Here is a 15,117-nt window from a genome sequence, read left to right as displayed (position 1 = left end):
GGACGTACGCCCGGCGCGGCGAAAAGTCTACAGGCTCCGCCAGTCGTCGCCGCCACTGAGACCCTGCAGGCGCGCCTCGAAGCCGCCGTCGTCGGCCTCGCGGACGGTGACGATGCCGTCGAACAACTGTTTGAGCGTGCTGACGGTCTGCTCGTCGTGCGCGCTCGCGTCGATGACGAACACGCCGAGGGCGTCCGCTGACTGCACGCGCCCCGTGAACACGTGCATGAACCGGAAGACGGTCTGGAGGTCCGAGTACATCAGCAGCGTCGACAGCGAGTGCAGGAGGATGCGGTTGCGCTTGACGCCGCGTTGCTGGTAGAGCGCGCGCAGGAGTTCCGAGAGTTCGATACCGATGCCGGTGAGGTCGACCGGCGAGGACGCGTACCGAATCAGCTCGGACTCCGAGGCCGACCCCATGCCCTGCTGTTTGGTGACGCAGTCGACGACGCCGACGGTCGGTTCGACGTCTCCGACGAGTTCCGCGAAGTCCTCGACGACGCGGTCGGCGTTGTCCTTCGTCGTGACGAATATAGACCCCTCTCCGTTGCGAGCGCCCTCGGCGAGAATCTGGAAGCCCAGCTCGCGCTTGCCGCTCATCGGCGGCCCCTCGACGAGTACGTTCGTGCCCGCGTCGACCTCGACGTCCGAGAACGCGCCCCCAAGTTCGTACATCGCTACGGTTCGCCTCCGGACGGCAACTGGGGGTGACGTGGACCCGGGTGTAACTCCCCCACGCTCATCTGCTCTGATGATATGCCGATTCAGTTATATTCCTTTTGATTGCGAAGGTCACGCGGCGGCCACGCGCCCCACGACGAACGCGAACGCGGCGGCGAACATCCCCAGTTTGAGGAGGCGCTGTCCGGCACTCGGGTCGTCGAAACTCCGGTACGCGGCCGCGAGCATCACGGCGTCGGCGGGCGCGACGGCGACGAGATACCAGACGCCGAACGTCCCGAGCAGATAGGGCACGGGACTCGCCGCGACGGCGACGACGAGCATCGCCGCACCGAGCAGGAGCGCGCGGCGCTCGCCGATGGCGATGGGGAGGGTGTTCAGTCCCTCCTCGCGGTCGCCCTCGATGTCCTCGACGTCCTTCACTATCTCTCGCGTGAGCGTCGAGAGCGCGGCGAGCGCGGCGAGTACGCCGCCCGCCAGCGGGTCGCCGACTGCCGCCGCGCCGAACAGGAACGTCGAGCCGCCGAGGTACGCGACGAGCGCGTTCCCGGCGCCCGGCAGGCCCTTGAAGTACTGCGTGTACGTCACGAGGCCGACGAGGTTCACGGCGGCGATGCCGAGCGCGAGCGGCGGCAGCAGCGCGGCGAGGACGACGGCGCCGAGGAAGAGGACGACGCTGAACGCGAGCGCGCCGCGGGGCGACACCGCGCCGCGGGGAATCGCGCGCTCGGGGTTGTTGATGCGGTCGACCTCGCGGTCGAAGTAGTCGTTGATTGCCATGCCGGCGGCCGTCGCGAACCACGTCGCGCCGACCGCGGCGGCCGTCGCGGCCTGCTGGTCGAACGCGCCGCCCGCGACGAACGCGCCGATGAACGTGAGCACGCCGGCGGCGACGGTGTTCGCCGGGCGCGTCAGTTCGAGGAGCCCCTTCGCGGTGGCCGCGACGTTCATGGCCTGCGGTAGGTCGGGCGCTCGGCATAAAGGAGGCGATACGCGAGAACGAGCGAAACCGACTTCCCGTCTCGCGGCAACGTTCGGACGATGTCCGCCCGTGCCCGCCGCGCCCTCCTCGTCGCGTTCGCGGTCGTCGCCAGCGCGAGCGTCGGCGGCGTCGCGTCCGCCGGTCCGGCCAGTGAGACCGGCGCTCCGACCGCGGTCGAATCCACAGCGTCTGCGTCCGCGCCGTCTCCGCAGACCGCGAAGCCGTCCGCGTCGGCCGCGAACGCCGGGGCAGTCCAGCAGGAAAACGAGTCGGTGTGTTCGTTCGACCACCCGTCGTGGCGCGCGCCCCAACTGCTCGCCGGCGTCCGCATTCAGGCCGAGCAGGCGTGTCGCCCGGACGACCCGAACGTCGTCGCGGCGAGCGTGCTCGGCACGAACAACGTCCCCGACGAGGTGCTCAAGCGCTCCGGGCTCTCCCGTGACGCCGTCGTGAAGGGCAACGACACCGACGGCGACGGCGACCCGGACGTGATTCACATCACGCTCGAGGTGATGGGAATCAACGAGCACAACGCCGCGCTCAACCGGGAAATCGCGCCCGGCGTGTCGCCCGCGTTCTGGGTGTTCGCGCCGAAGACCCGCGGGATGGTGACCGACGGGTCGACCGCCGCGCGACTCGTCCGGATGCCGAGTCCGCCGATTCGCGTCGAGGAAGGCGACCGGGTGAAAATCACCGTCGAGAACACCCACTACGCGCCGCACACGCTCCACCTCCACGGCGTCACCCACGAGTACGAGGTCAACGGGAGCGGGAACGACGGCGTCCCGCAGACCAGCGAAGACCCGATTCTGCCCGGTGAGGAGCGAACCTACGAGTTCACGCCCGAACGCCCCGGCACGAACTTCTATCACTGCCACGTCGCGCCGAGCGTCCACGTCAAGATGGGGCTGTCGGGGATGCTCGTCGTCACGGAGAACCGCTCGGACAACCGCGTCCAGACGTTCAACGTCGGCGGCGGGAAGGTCCGCCACCCCTCCGAGGCGATGACCGAGAAACACGACGCTGTCTACGACCTCCAGTATCAGGGCGTCGACGAGGAACTCCACGAGATTCCCAAGCGCTACGACGACACCCGGGAGATCGCCGAGGCGACGAACCGCGAGTACGACGCGACGAACGCGTCGATGGACTACTTCCTGTTGAACGGCCGGTCGTTCCCGTACACGCTCCGCGAGTCCGTCGTCGCCGTCGAACCGAACGCGTCGTACCGCCTGCGCGTGCTGAACGCCGGGAGTCGCACGCTCTCCCTGCACACGCACGGCCACAAGTTCTCCGTCGAAGCGCTCGACGGCGTCAGCGTCCCCGAGGGCACCGAGCGCACGCGGGACGTGGTCGGCCTCACGGCCGCCCAGCGCGCCGACATCGTGTTGAACACGACGACCGACGGCCGCAACTCGTTCGGCGAGGGCGTCTGGCTGATGCACGACCACCGCGAACCCGCAGTGACCACCGACGGCATCGGCCCGGGCGGCACCGTGACGACCATCGCGTACGACAGTTACCTCCGGTCGAACGGCATCCCCGAGATGAACGCGAACCTCTCCCGGTACTTCGACCCCGCGTACTACGACGGCGAGGTGCCGGCCTGGGGGCACCTCGACGCCGACCTGTACGGCGACTCGCCCGAGGACGCGGCGAGCGCGAACGCCTCGGACGCCGACCAGCCGGTGAGCCGAGTCGGCGGCGACTCCGGCGTTCCGGACCTCGTGCTCCTCGTCGGGAGCATCCTCGGCGGGGCGCTCCTCGTCGGCGCGGGCGTCGCGCTCGGGAGGTGGGCGGAGTGAATCGCTTGCCCGGCGTCGCGCGGTCGCTCCTCGTCGCCGCGCTCGCCGTCTCGCTCGCGCTCGCGGGGAGCGCAACCGCGGGCGACGGCCCGAACCTCGCACACCCCGCGCCCGACGACGACACAACGACGACCGACGACCCCGGCGCCGCCACCTCGTCCGGGTCGCCGACCCGCGTTGCGGTCGACGACGGCGTCTCGGACGCAGTCATCGTCGGCGGCGGCTTCCTCGCCGGCGGCCTGCTCGTCGGCTTCGGCGTCACGCTCGGGAGGTGGCTGCGATGACGCTCCGCCACGCCGGTGCCGCCGTCGCCGTCCTCGTCCTCGCGCTCGCCTCGGTTGTCGGGGCCACCGCGCTCACGGACGCCAGCGTCGCGTCCGGCGACAGCAGCGGATTCGCCCATCCGACGCCCGACGGCGACGCAACCCCCGAGACCACGCTCGTCGAGAACGGCAGCGTGGTCAACGCCAACACCGACACCGCGCCCGGCGGCTGCGCCGAAATCCGGGGCGAACGCCACGTCACCATCCACGCCGGCAGCGAGTACGCCGACCCCGGCGAAGCCTTCGGCTACGACGTCGACACGCTCACCGCGTCCCCCTGCACGCGCCTCGTCGTCACGCTCGTCAACCACGACGACGTCCGCCATCAGTGGATGGCCCACGGCCTCCCGTCCGACACCTACCCGATGGGGATGTTCACCATCGAAGTCGCCGACCGCGGCCGCGTCACCGGCACGTTCGTCACGCCCGCCCAGTCCGGCGAGTACCAGGGTCACTGCTCGCTTCCCCAGCACGAACAGAAGGGGATGCGCCTCCCGCTCGTAATCACCGACGGCCCCGGCGACGCGACGACTCAATCCACGACGACCGAATCCGGCGGAACGTCTCTCCCCGTCCCCGGATTCGGCGCCCTCGCCGCGCTCGCAGCGCTCGCCGCCGCGGCGCTGCTCGCCGTCCGCGACTGACGCCGCCGAACCACGACGTTTAAAACTACCCTCCGTGTACGAAGTGGTACAGGGCGCTTAGCTCAGCTTGGACAGAGCACTTGGCTTCGGACCAAGATGCCGCGGGTTCAAATCCTGCAGCGCCCACTCGCTTTTCACCCGAACGGCGTCCTACTCAGAAGCGGCTTCTATGCGTCTGTACCGCCCACAAATACGGAAATATCCGTTTTCTGCAACCCCCGTCTGAACCGGATACCAACACGAACCGTGTCGCGGCCTCTCGCCGTCTCCGAGTAACGCGCGCCAACTCGGTTCTCACGGGGTGGTCGGCGTGAGCCGCTACCTCCGAGTCGCGGTCTACACGCGGAGCCGCGAGCGCGTCCACCTCGAAATCTGTCCGGCCTGTGGCTACGACTTCGACCGCGACGAGGACCGCCACCACCACATCGCGGACCACGCGCCCGAGGACTTCGGTCTGTCACCGCTCGGTGAGACCGCACCCGACCACGACGAACCGCTGTTCGCGGGTGGTGTCGGTGACTGAAGCCACCGAACTGCCGACCGTCTCCGGCCACGCCCGCGAACGGTTCCTGTTCCGGTCGGACGCGGCGGGCCGCACCGTGGAGACGGCGTGGCACGAGGGCCACGAGATTCCGGGCCGCGATTGGCTTCGCGGCGAGGAGGCGCGCTACGACCCGGCGAGTCGGTGCGTGCTCGTCGTTCGTGACGGCAAGATTCGGACGGCGATCTACGCGCCCGACGCGAAGCACGCGATTCGTCGCGCCATCCGGCACGCGGGGTGGTGGCCGTGAGCCGCGCCCGCACATCGAAGGCGGCGGGCGAGGCGATCGAGGCCGAAGTCATCCAGCAGGTGCCGGCGCTCCGGCACGTGGGCGACAACACCGCCGAGTGGCACGACGCCCGCGTTGACGGCCTGCTCGAACCGAGCGACCGGCTCCCGTTCGTGGGCGTCGTCGTGCTTGAACGCGACACGCCGGTGGAGATCAAGGCCGCCCAGCGCCGCCTCAACTCAGGCGACCGTGGGCGGTACTTCATCCGCCAGCGCCAGCACGAGCGACTTGTCCGCGAGGGTGCGTCCTACCTGTTCGCGGTCTACCAACCGCGTACCGAGCACGTGCTCGCGATGCTTGTGGTACCCGCGTCTGTCGTCGACGGTCTGCTTCCCGACGGGTGGACGAGCGTCGACGGCGACCGCGCCGAGGCCGGCTACCGGCAACTCGCGTGGAGCAACCTCTTCGACCCGACGGAGGTGGAAGGATGACGGCGGCCAGCGACTACTACGCAGGCCTCGAGGGCGCCGAGAGCGACCGCACGCGCGAGGCGAAGGCCATCGTCTGGTACGACCAAGAGACGCCGCTGTACGTCTGCGAGGCGTGCCACGAGCACGCGCTTCCGCTCCGGTTCGCGGGCGACGTGTTCGACGCCAGCGACTACGAGGAGCGCCGTGCCGCCGCGTACAGCCGACTCATCGAGGACGGCGTAGCCTGCGACGTGTGCGGCGGCTGTCTTCCCGAGAAGGTGGCGCCATGAGCGCGGGCGACTCCGAGCGCGCGCCGTTCCGGACTGACAAGTCCGGCATCGCGTACGGGAGCGACGACGGAACGCGGCAGGCGAACCCGTCGAAAGCCATCAACATCTTCGAGCGAACGAACGGCGACGGCGACCGATTCACCGACACACTCCCGCCGCTCCCGATCCCGGGACACGGCACCCGTGACGCGGAGTGTGGCGACGACGTGCCCCGGTTCTGCGCGGACTGCGGCCACGTCTCGCACGTCGGTTCGACGTGCTACTCGTGGGAGTGCCCGCGTTGCTGGAAGGGTGCCGACCGCCGTCGTGCGAAGGCCGTCGTCTCGAAGCTGGAAGCCCTCCGCCGCGCGAAGGAGTCGAAGCGACCGGGGTGGAACGGCTGGAAGTTCCACCACCTCGTGTTGTCGCCGCCAGATGGGTTCGCGGTGGACTCCGAGGACGCGCTCGGTCGCACCGTCGATCTCATCAAGGAGGTGCTGAGTGAGCTCGGCGTAGACACCGGCGCGTGGTTCTACCACCCGTGGCGGGGCGTCGATGGCGACGACCGTGGTTTCTGGAAGCACTTGCTTCCGGACGGCGAGAGTCAGGAGTGGGCGGAGACGCGCGAGGAGTTGTCCTACTCGCCGCACTTCCACGTCGTCGCGCTCTCGAAGAACGTGGACGGTGGTCACGTCACGCGCGCCGTAGAGGACGCGACCGGGTGGCTCATCGAGCGGATCACGAAGGGCGACGACTCGAACGTGAGCATCTACGACCTCCACGACCTTGCTCGCGTCGTGACCTACTGCCTGTCCCACACCGGCGTCGATGACGGGAGTAACCAGTACGGGTACTGGGGCGAGGTTCACAACTTCGTGGCCGAGCCGCACATCGAACGCGAAGCCGATGCCGCCGTGCGCTCGGTCGGCGTGAACACGCTCGGTCTGCCGTACGACTCGGTGGCGTGTACGCTCGAACGGGACAAGCTCGTGACCGAGACCGTCGAAGTGCCGGCGGAGAAGGTGAACCTCGGCGCGGCCCACGGTGACGGTGCGCCGCCGGGCGACGACGTGGTGGAGATCGAGGAGGAACACGAGGTACGCGAGAACTGCGACGGACGGCTGCTCGACATCAAGAACGCACCGGCGTTCCTGACTGACGACGACTGGATGGCTGACGCCGAGCACGCCGACGATCTCCGCGAGACGTGGGCGGCGTGGCGGGAGCGCGTCGACGAGGAACCCGAGGAGCGCCCGCCGGACTGACGGCGCTCCACCGGTCGGGTTCGCTCGGTGGGTAGTGGCGACACTCTCTTTTTCGTCGCCTATAATCAATTTCCGAATGTTTTAGACGCGTATCGAACCTGTTGGCGACGACTGGTGTTTGCAATTCGGGCGTCTCGATGGCGGAGAGTCGCGGTCAGACCACCGAGAGTGAGAGGGTTCTCGCATGAGACTATCTGTCCGTCGTCACCACCGCCTCCGTCGTCGCCGGCGTGCTCGCCGACTTCCCGACGGTGGTCGCGGCGCGGGGCGGTCGCGGTGCGGTAGGGGGCGTAGCCCCCGTATTTTTCGCGCGAGCGTTCAGCGAGCGCGAATCTTATACTTACCCTGCCCTCCGCGCGCCCCCGGGGCGCGCCGGCGGTCTACCCACTCTGTACCCCTCCAAGACCTGATAAATGGGTAAAGTGTGCTGTCCCGGAATCCCGACGCGCGCATGGCAACAAGCGATGTTCTCAGCCTCCACACGAAGGGAGGTTTCGACATGCAGGACGTGCTCGGCGCGCCGTTTTTCGGCCTCGCCGCGGTCGTCCTCACCGGCATCGGCTCGTTCACCATCCTCGGCGTCAGCTTCAACGAAACGCTGTTTTCGGGAAGTGGTGCCAGCATCAGCATCGCGCTCGTCACCGCCGCGCTCCTGCTTGTCCTCTCGTGGGCGACCAACCGCGCGGGGGATGGCTGGGACGACCTTGACGAGGTGGAGTCTGTCGCCGTCGGCGGCGGCACCGTCCTCCTGCTCGGCATGGCGTTCATGCCGTTCATCCAAGACCTCGTGCTCGGCTCCGACATCGTCGGGCTGGTCGCGTTCGTCCTCCTGAGTAGCGCGTACACCGTCGTCTCCTGGTACTGAGGGACAACGCATGCAGAAACTCACTACTCGGGACGTGGCGATGCACGCGCTCGGCGCGCTCGCCACCCTCGTCGGCGTCCTCGTCGGGGTGGTGGTGTGAACCGCCACCTCCGCGCCGCGCTCGCGCTCGTCGCTGGCGTCGTGCTCGTCACCAGTTCGGTCATGGTCGGTGTCGGGCCGGTTCCACAGTCGGCGTCGCCCGTCGAAGACGCGAGCGCCCAAGCGTGGCTGGAAAAGTGCAAGGCTGGCCCGGTGTTCATCCACACGCTTGCATGGACGAACATGTGTCCAGATTCCTCTAAAGCGCTTGAGGAGGCTGATGCGAACGAGACGCTTAGCGCGATCTACTCAAGTGCGAGTCAGCAGGCTCAGAACAACGACGTTGCGCTCACGTCGATGGGGAACTACCTCGAGGACACCCAGAGCATCGCGTTGATGCATGGGAAGAACGAGTTCGTCCGTTACATCAACGGCGGGAAAACTGAGGCTGAGGCGAAGATTGCAGCACAGGAGGCGATTCAGGAGTATTACGCTACCAAGCAGCGACAGCTTATTTCGCAGTGGAATACTGCCGCTGAAGTGGCTATTACTGCTAACGCCCGTGCCGTCAACACCTCGTCTGTGGCTAACGACACCGTTTACGCCCATGACACGGCTGGTGCCGGGCGATTCCGGTACAAAGGCGATACTCACGGTAACTATACTCTCGCGAACAATGAGACGGTAGAGGTTACTCAACTGCGTGTACAGCAAGACCTCTGCTGTGGCAAGCCGATTCACAACGTTGACCCGGTAAGCGACGGCGAAAACTCCTATCACGTCCGGGCGTCTGCGCCTGATGCCGTCTCCGAGAGTTACGTTACGCTGGTCAAACCTGGGCGGTTCCACAATCAATGGGAGAATATTTTGGATCAGAAAGGGGCGGCCAGCGCCCGTATGAGTACCTACGCGAACGCTGCGTGGGAAGCCTACCAAAATGGGGACATATCTACAGAGGATATGGTCGACCCCTACATGGGAATGCGTCAGTACAGCCCTGAAGGCGATTATGGCGCATACACGCAGCGTTCGCTCGCTGCGATGGGGTTGAGTGGTCCGTACAACCTCTCGAACGTCGGCCACATGAACGTCACCTATCAGAACACGACGTACTCGGGTGTGCTGATGTCCGATGGCACGCCGCCGGGTGGGTATCAGGTCGGCTCGACGTACAACGCCAGCGAGATCAACGGCTCGCAGTTCGTCGCGCTCCGGCAGGGCGGCACCGTCAAGCTCGAAGGACAGTTCACGCTCTCTGCGGTGACGCGACCGGACGGCACGGAGGTCGCAGACAACGAGACGGTGGAGTACCGAGAGGTAGAGTACAACGTCTCGAACGCCTCCGAGTTCGTCGCCATGCAAGAACAACTACGCGAGTTGCAGGCGCAGATCAACGCGCGCCAGCAACGCCTCCGCAACTCGGGTGGCGGTGGCTTCCTGAGCGGTGGACTCAACCTCGGGCTCGGCCTCGGCATCGGGCTGCCTGTGCTCCTGATCGCGGGTGGCGCGCTCCTGCTCGCGAACAACTAACCCCCTATTCACCGATTTTATGACGCGATACAGTACGCTGTGCGTAGTCGTCGTGCTCGTCGTTGCTGGCGGAGCGCCGGCGGTGACGGCCCAACCCGGCGACAGCCCACAGCCCACGACCCAACAGAACAGCACCCAACAGGGCGAACAAGTTGATTCGGACTTGCGGCTCGTTTCCTCGGCGTACAACGGGAAGGGGACGGCGACGCTGGTCTTCGAGACGGACACGACGAAAGCGGTGACGCTGTCGGACGCGGGCGGGTTCATCGACGGCGGCACAATCAATCGGCGGACGCTGATCCTCGACGGCGCCGGCACCCACACCGTCACCTTCGACGTAACCGAATCTTCACGCGGCTACGTCGGCGTATCGATCGCCACCCAAGAGGTGCTGTACGCGGAAGTGATCCGGTCGCCAACCCCTTCGCCGTTCGCGGGCGCATCCGGCACGACCGGCTGGCTCGGCGGCGCCAGCATCGTCCTCATCTCGTTCGTGGGAGCGGGCATCTGGGTGGTGTACAACGAGGGCGGTGAACCGACGGAGGCCTCGCCATGAGTGACCTGTCGGCGACGTTCGGGGACTGGCGCGACCGCACGACCTACCTGCTCGCGGAAGCCCAACTACTCGTCGCGGCCGTCCTCGTCGCCTCTGGCCTCGTGTTGTGGTACTTCGATCCGGGCATCCCTGTCCTCCCGCCGTGGGTCGGAGACTTGCTCGTCGGCTGGCTCGTGCTGGCGCCGCCCTCGACGCTCGCCGGGCTGCGGTTCGCGCACTGGCTCCGTACCCGCAACTGGGTGGAGGTTCACCACGTGAATCGCGTCGACGACGTGGTGAAGACGTACTTCGTCCCGCCGGAAGTCTGGGACGCCAAGCGCGTCGACGGTCCGGCGCCGTATCGCGTCAACGACGGGGACGCGGTGGCCGTCCGTGAGTTCGACTGGGCGCCCGAATACGGTGAGAACGGCCAACTCACGGTGTCGGGAGTGTTCCTCTCGGAGTTGGAAGACGTGAAACTCTACACGAGTCGGAAGCACGCCGAACGCTCCTACGAAGAACTCGTGGACTCACACCTCTCGCTGGCGTACTTGCGGGATTCGATTAGCGACCTCGCCGCCAGCCTGCAGACGCGGTTGATCAACGAGATGGCGTACGCTCGCGAGCACGGCGAACACCTCGACAAAGCGGCGGTCCAAGAGGTGACCGACGAATTCCGCGAGCAAGCCGAGAGCGTGACCGAAGCCGAAGTGACCGACCTCTCACCCGAGGACCTGCCGGACTGGACGGCTGACGCCCTGCCCGAGGGGCGTCCCGAGGACGTGGGGATGGAGACGGACGCGCAGAGTCAACCGGCGGCGACTGACGGAGGCACCCCGCGATGAGTGGTGACGACGGCGGCGGTGACGACCTGTACACGCCAGCGCAGTTCCGCGAGCACCAGGACGGCCACGGCGACCGCGACGCCGAAGCCCACACGCATACCGGGCTGACGCGGGACGAACGCCTCTCTCGGTTCCTCTCGGTGGTGGAGGCGGAGTACGACCCGACGGTCCTCTCGGACGAAAAGCAGGCGAAGATGCCGGGGCGGGCCGAGCAGACCACTCTCCACGAGCGCACGCGGCGGATGGAGGCGACCGAGACGGCCCGGCGCGCGCTCGACGGCGGCGACATGCAGACACTCAAGCACCTCACGGGAGACACCGGCCAGCGTGCCGACGTGTCCGGCCTGAAGGCGATCAAGACGCTGGAATCGTTCCTGACGGGGCCGGCGCCGATGTTCTACGAGTGGGCCGAACCCGGCACCGGGAAGAGCAACTTCGCGCTGCTCCTTGGGCAGCTCTGGAAGCGCGAGCATCCGAGTGGGCTCGTCGCGTCGAACGTCCGGACGCTCCGGGAGACCGACGAGTGGACGGACGCGGAGGGTTGCAGGCAGGACGGGTGGCTGTCGAACTTCGAGCAGTTGGAGGCGTGGATGGAGCAGGACGGCGACCCGATGCACAACGACCAGACACCGAAACTGTTCATCTTCGACGAGGCCTCATCGAGCGCCGGCGGTTCGGGTAGTTCGGGGTATCAGACGAAGACGAAGATGGGGCCGATGGCGTACAAAATCCGGAAGTACGGCGGCTCTCTCATCGTGATTGGTCACGACGGGAAGGACGTACACCCGCTGATTCGGGAGATGGGCGTCTGTGTCCACAAGGAGGCGCTGAAGCGAGCAACGTTCTACGAGGACGTGAAGAATCGGCGGGGCGTCGAGCCGATTGCGTCGGTCGACGGGATTCCAGAGACGGACTGGCGGTACGACGACAAGGAGGCGACGACGTGGAGTTGGTCGGACGGCGACGACGAGGATGGGGAGACGGCGCCGGCGGACGTGGCGCGGCGGTCGGCGATCGCGACAGTCGTGCTCGCGAAGGAGGCCGAGCCAGAGAAACCAAACCGCGAGATTGCGGAATTCGTGCCGTACAGCACCGAATGGGTGCGTCAGCGCTGGAACGAGTACGAGCAGGATGGAAAGCACCGCGAGGTGGTTGGCGAGGTGACTGACCTAACTGCATGACGGCGACGGGTCCCGGACAAACCAACCACAACCAACCCCCCGGCGTACTCACTATGTTGGCCCATCGCGTCGGGACTCGCGCCGAGGGCGCTCGCCCCGATGGGCGCGGCGTTCAGGCGGGCCGGAGGAGTGTATATATAAAGCGCGCGTCGGGCGCGAGACGCGTTGCCTCGTGGGGGTCAGAATAATGGGGCGCTCGCAGAAAGCGAACAAGTACGGGACGGCGGTCGAATACCAGATGGCTTCAGAGTACGGCCTCGACCTCGCCCGCGCCTCCTGGAAGGACGCCGACGGTCCCGACGGCGAGCCGCACGAGATCAAGGCGGCGATGCACGAGCACGCCGACGGACAGCCGGGGACGTTCAAACTCTATCGGGAGTACCACGAGAAACTACAGCGCGAGGATGGATACTACGTGTTCGCCGCGTACCGGATTCGCGGGCGGGGTGTCGAAGTGCTCGCCCACGACCGCCGGCACGCGTCTCGATTGCCGACGCTCCGGTGGCACGGTGGTGGTGATCACCGTGGGACCGAGCAGGCGAAGGTGGCGATTAGCGACGTAGTGTAGATTATCAATCGCTGCAGTGAGTGGGAAATATTATCCGAGTCAGCGGGTAGAAGAAAATAGGATGCCCTCAGAGTCGCTTAGTACGGCAATCCCGCTGTTTCAAGCGTCACTCGTCGCACTAACGGTCTGGTTGGGTGTGGCCCGATGGATTCTGGACCGAGACGAGGAGCCGACAACTGCCGAGTTGGGGCTCGTCACTGCTGGAACAACCCTGCTTTGGTGGATGCTGATGAGCTTCTCGGCAGCAATTATGCGGAATTCATCGAGCAACGCGATTATCACGGGTCTGGCGGCGGCTAATGCCCTCATTCTGTTAATCACCGCGGCCGTCATTGCTCTGATGCGAGCGCAATCACAGGATAGCGGATGGCGTGACTTCGCCGTACAGGGGTTAATTGCGATCTCGGTGGTTGCAGCTACCGTTGTGATTGAGGTAGTTATGCGAGCGACAGTTGGTGGATAAGGCCAGATTTTGCTGAAGAGGCTACCCGGTATCGAGGCCAGTCTCAACCTCGTATGAGAGTCGAAATCGACTGGTGCTCAGTATCTCGGCGAGTTCGGGCGTCATGTCGGGGTGCTCCAGCGCCTCCTCTTTCGCGCGGCGGTCCTGTCGAGCGTGCTCGCAGGCGGCGAGGACGGCGGCGGTTTTCGTGTTCTCGTCGAGCGCGTCCATCGCGGCCTCGATGGTGTCTCGTCGGTGGGCGTAGTCGCCGTCGGTGCGGATTCGCATACCTGATTCGTTCACACGACCGGGCAAAACCCATTGAATTTGGCTCACTCGCGGGGGTGATTCGCGGGGAAATCGCCTCGATCTCCCTGGCGACCCGGCCCGAGACGAGCTGACGGTCACGACGAGCGGGCGAATCTGCACACGACCTCGCGCGTCTCGTGTGCATATCTCGGAAACGAATTCTCAGCGCGCAAAACCCCGAGTCAATATAGAGGGGTAGTCGAAACGCAAAAGCTGATTACCAAAAGAGGACTAATAGGGTGCAAAATGGGGACCGACGAAGGATACCCCGAATTTGCAGAGTTGTATTATGAAAGAGATTTACCGATAACTAAGCGAGATCTGCAGGATGGAGAGGGGAGGGTCTGGTTCAGGGACGGAGATTCAACAATCAAAGTTTCAGGCAGTGGGTGGGAATTTATCGCAGCACTCCAAAGTTTGGTTCCAACCATTCGGGATGGTGTTGCGCAATTTATTGATGTGCGAGATACCCCCGCGAAGAATCCGAGGACTCGTGAGCAAAATATGCGGTACTTTCGGTCTGAATATGATGATCCGGTCCAGAGGGCTACTGAAAGGCTCCAAGAAGGAAACGGCGATGCTCCTGAAGAATTTGATGCGAAGGAGGCGTTAAATGCGTCTCTCGAACTTGATCTGGACAATGAAAACCTCATCAAGCTAATAGAGAATTATGCGGAAATTATCGCTATTAAGACATCGGATGCGAATAGACTCAATGCTCCGTACAGGAGATACAAAGACGAGGCGAGTTACGATTCAGAAAGGTTTGAGAGAGTATTTGAAACTGCAGTCGACCTGTTGCAAGAGAAGTATTTGTCAGGATCTCCTCTGACTCGGTTTGAAGAATGGGAAGAAAAGCGGAAAACAGACCTTCTTGAGCTTGGAAATAAAGTTCTAAATTTCAGAGAACGGAAAGAGGCTGAATGGGAGGGACTAAAATCACGAGACTCCCCTTCAGACGAGAACGCAATTATTCACTTTTGGGACACTAACTCAGATTCAGTAGATATTGGGGAAATTGAGGGAGGTCTTGGGATTGAGCGCATTATTGAACAATACGCATATTTGTTTGAACTTGCACGAGAGCCACTACATGATCTAACACTTGCTCTTGACTCGCCCGCTCCGAATAATGCGAGTGATACAACCTCTGTGTTGAAGTCCCTCGATACTAGCAGAGGAGAAAATTTCACAAAGTTAATTGAACCACAGCTTAGGCATGGGTCTTCTCATGCTAGTATTGAAACTGATGATTCAGAAGGACTTGTGCGTATCTACGATGGTCGTGGACGAGACCGAAACCTGATTAAGAAGATGTCATACTATCGAGTTCCAGTTGAGTATTATCGCCTGTCTGATTTGGTGGCTGGTTTACTGTTTGCAATATCTAGAGTAAATAACCGGATTGCTCTCCGGTACATGTCGTCGAAAGAATTCAGATATTGGATAGCGGATAATATCCCTCCTGAGGGGTTACGAACTTAACGGGTGAAGAGTCAACGAGGTTGAAGTCAATGGAACTTCTTCTGACTCGTCATTGCTCATTTCAGTTCATTTGGACATATCCCGTTGCAGAGATAAATAAAGATGTTAG

General features: G+C 64.3%; 19 protein-coding genes and 1 tRNA gene. 17 read left to right on the top strand and 3 right to left on the bottom strand.

The genetic code is table 11. The features are described 5' to 3' along the window. Positions 1-27: 27 nt before the first annotated feature. On the bottom strand, positions 28-675 hold the full coding sequence (locus tag LT972_RS09705) for an RAD55 family ATPase (RefSeq protein ID WP_232569904.1): 648 nt from the start codon (positions 673-675) through the stop codon (positions 28-30). A gap of 117 nt (positions 676-792) precedes the next feature. Continuing rightward, positions 793-1,632 (bottom strand): geranylgeranylglycerol-phosphate geranylgeranyltransferase, encoded by an 840-nt coding sequence (locus LT972_RS09700; protein WP_232569903.1) that lies wholly within the window; start codon positions 1,630-1,632, stop codon positions 793-795. A 90-nt stretch (positions 1,633-1,722) separates the two neighbouring features. Between LT972_RS09700 and LT972_RS09695 the strand changes: the two genes are divergently transcribed. The 16 genes from LT972_RS09695 to LT972_RS09620 all read left to right on the top strand — a co-directional run bounded on the left by LT972_RS09695 (position 1,723) and on the right by LT972_RS09620 (position 13,235). Then, positions 1,723-3,468, top strand: a complete 1,746-nt coding sequence (locus LT972_RS09695; protein ID WP_232569902.1) for a multicopper oxidase domain-containing protein — start codon at positions 1,723-1,725, stop codon at positions 3,466-3,468. Next, positions 3,465-3,752: a hypothetical protein gene (locus LT972_RS09690; RefSeq protein ID WP_232569901.1), complete on the top strand. Its 288-nt coding sequence runs from the start codon at positions 3,465-3,467 to the stop codon at positions 3,750-3,752. The genes LT972_RS09695 and LT972_RS09690 overlap by 4 nt, the downstream gene beginning before the upstream one ends. Continuing rightward, on the top strand, positions 3,749-4,435 hold the full coding sequence (locus LT972_RS09685; RefSeq protein ID WP_232569900.1) for a cupredoxin domain-containing protein: 687 nt from the start codon (positions 3,749-3,751) through the stop codon (positions 4,433-4,435). The genes LT972_RS09690 and LT972_RS09685 overlap by 4 nt, the downstream gene beginning before the upstream one ends. 51 nt (positions 4,436-4,486) lie before the next feature. Beyond that, positions 4,487-4,561 (top strand) — tRNA-Arg (locus tag LT972_RS09680). A gap of 184 nt (positions 4,562-4,745) precedes the next feature. Then, positions 4,746-4,958: a hypothetical protein gene (locus LT972_RS09675; RefSeq protein WP_232569899.1), complete on the top strand. Its 213-nt coding sequence runs from the start codon at positions 4,746-4,748 to the stop codon at positions 4,956-4,958. After that, on the top strand, positions 4,951-5,226 hold the full coding sequence (locus tag LT972_RS09670) for a hypothetical protein (RefSeq protein WP_232569898.1): 276 nt from the start codon (positions 4,951-4,953) through the stop codon (positions 5,224-5,226). The genes LT972_RS09675 and LT972_RS09670 overlap by 8 nt, the downstream gene beginning before the upstream one ends. After that, positions 5,223-5,696, top strand: coding sequence for a hypothetical protein (locus tag LT972_RS09665; protein ID WP_232569897.1), 474 nt, complete (start codon positions 5,223-5,225; stop codon positions 5,694-5,696). The genes LT972_RS09670 and LT972_RS09665 overlap by 4 nt, the downstream gene beginning before the upstream one ends. Then, positions 5,693-5,965: a hypothetical protein gene (locus tag LT972_RS09660; RefSeq protein ID WP_232569895.1), complete on the top strand. Its 273-nt coding sequence runs from the start codon at positions 5,693-5,695 to the stop codon at positions 5,963-5,965. Before LT972_RS09665 ends, LT972_RS09660 begins: the two co-directional genes overlap by 4 nt. Next, on the top strand, positions 5,962-7,209 hold the full coding sequence (locus LT972_RS09655; protein WP_232569893.1) for a hypothetical protein: 1,248 nt from the start codon (positions 5,962-5,964) through the stop codon (positions 7,207-7,209). Before LT972_RS09660 ends, LT972_RS09655 begins: the two co-directional genes overlap by 4 nt. Before the next feature lie 451 nt (positions 7,210-7,660). Further along, a complete protein-coding gene (locus tag LT972_RS09650) occupies positions 7,661-8,074 on the top strand; it encodes a hypothetical protein (RefSeq protein ID WP_232569891.1) in 414 nt (137 codons plus the stop codon). Between the two features lie 96 nt (positions 8,075-8,170). Next, positions 8,171-9,643 carry a hypothetical protein gene (locus tag LT972_RS09645; RefSeq protein ID WP_232569890.1) on the top strand — a complete coding sequence of 491 codons (1,473 nt, stop codon included), beginning with the start codon at positions 8,171-8,173 and terminating at the stop codon, positions 9,641-9,643. A 19-nt stretch (positions 9,644-9,662) separates the two neighbouring features. After that, positions 9,663-10,199 carry a hypothetical protein gene (locus LT972_RS09640; RefSeq protein ID WP_232569888.1) on the top strand — a complete coding sequence of 179 codons (537 nt, stop codon included), beginning with the start codon at positions 9,663-9,665 and terminating at the stop codon, positions 10,197-10,199. Beyond that, the gene (locus LT972_RS09635) at positions 10,196-11,023 is read left to right on the top strand and encodes a hypothetical protein (protein ID WP_232569886.1); all 828 of its coding nucleotides are present in this window, start codon (positions 10,196-10,198) and stop codon (positions 11,021-11,023) included. Before LT972_RS09640 ends, LT972_RS09635 begins: the two co-directional genes overlap by 4 nt. Further along, positions 11,020-12,204 carry a hypothetical protein gene (locus LT972_RS09630; RefSeq protein WP_232569884.1) on the top strand — a complete coding sequence of 395 codons (1,185 nt, stop codon included), beginning with the start codon at positions 11,020-11,022 and terminating at the stop codon, positions 12,202-12,204. The genes LT972_RS09635 and LT972_RS09630 overlap by 4 nt, the downstream gene beginning before the upstream one ends. A 187-nt stretch (positions 12,205-12,391) precedes the next feature. Next, on the top strand, positions 12,392-12,772 hold the full coding sequence (locus tag LT972_RS09625) for a hypothetical protein (RefSeq protein WP_232569883.1): 381 nt from the start codon (positions 12,392-12,394) through the stop codon (positions 12,770-12,772). A 61-nt stretch (positions 12,773-12,833) separates the two neighbouring features. Then, positions 12,834-13,235, top strand: coding sequence for a hypothetical protein (locus LT972_RS09620; protein WP_232569881.1), 402 nt, complete (start codon positions 12,834-12,836; stop codon positions 13,233-13,235). Positions 13,236-13,256: 21 nt separating this feature from the next. Here LT972_RS09620 and LT972_RS09615 read toward each other — a convergent pair whose 3' ends face one another. Next, complete coding sequence (locus LT972_RS09615; protein WP_232569879.1) at positions 13,257-13,502, bottom strand: DUF7692 domain-containing protein; 246 nt, start codon at positions 13,500-13,502, stop codon at positions 13,257-13,259. Positions 13,503-13,769: 267 nt separating this feature from the next. On the opposite strand from LT972_RS09615, the gene LT972_RS09610 reads away from it, so the two are divergent. Next, complete coding sequence (locus tag LT972_RS09610; protein ID WP_232569878.1) at positions 13,770-15,008, top strand: hypothetical protein; 1,239 nt, start codon at positions 13,770-13,772, stop codon at positions 15,006-15,008. Positions 15,009-15,117 lie beyond the last annotated feature (109 nt).

The organism is Halobacterium litoreum (genome assembly GCF_021233415.1).
In the GTDB taxonomy this organism is placed as follows: Archaea; Halobacteriota; Halobacteria; order Halobacteriales; family Halobacteriaceae; genus Halobacterium; species Halobacterium litoreum.
This window is presented reverse-complemented; position numbering and strand designations above follow the sequence as displayed.